1 protein-coding gene is annotated in these 719 nt (G+C 60.2%); it reads right to left on the reverse strand.

The window, feature by feature from the left end; translation table 11 throughout:
- The coding region (locus tag AACY45_RS27230; protein ID WP_339548527.1) for an immunoglobulin-like domain-containing protein at positions 1–719 on the reverse strand (719 nt) is incomplete at both ends.

The raw sequence follows: 719 nt of genomic DNA on the forward strand, positions 1-719 counted from the left end.
CTGATGGTGGTAACGGCTGGCGTGGTGCTTGGCACCAGGTTTTCGAAGTTGCCGCCAGTGGTGCCCGTAATCGTCGCGCTTACGGTGCTGCCATTGACGTACACGTCGTTGGCCGGGGTGTCGACCACCACGGTACCGGTGGTTTTACCCGCTTCGATAACGATGACCGAGCCATTGCTCAAGGTCACAGTCATCGGCGTACCGGCCGGATTGGTCAGGGTAGCGGTGTAAGTGATCTGGCCGCCTTCGGTGATACCACCTGTAGCGGTCAAGGTCAGGCCAGTGGCATCAGGCGAGTCGCTGATAGTGGTAACGGCTGGCGTGGTGTCTGGCACCAGGTTCTCGAAGTTGCCGCCAGTGGTCCCGGTAATAGTCGTGCTTACGGTGCTGCCATTGACGTACACGTCGTTGGCCGGAGTATCGACCACCACGGTACCGGTGGTTTTACCCGCTTCGATGGTGATGACCGAGCCATTGCTCAAGGTCACGGTCATCGGCGTGCCCGCCGGATTGGTCAGGGTCGCGGTGTAAGTGATCTGGCCGCCTTCGGTGATACCACCTGTAGCGGTCAAGGTTAGGCCAGTGGCATCAAGCGAGTCGCTGATGGTGGTAACGGCTGGCGTGGTGTCTGGCACCAGGTTCTCGAAGTTGCCGCCGGTTGTGCCCGTGATCGTTGTGCTAACGGTGCTGCCGTTGACATACACGTCGTTGGCCGGGGT

The sequence above is a fragment of the Pseudomonas sp. RA_35y_Pfl2_P32 genome (assembly GCF_963970735.1).
Lineage (GTDB): Bacteria > Pseudomonadota > Gammaproteobacteria > Pseudomonadales > Pseudomonadaceae > Aquipseudomonas.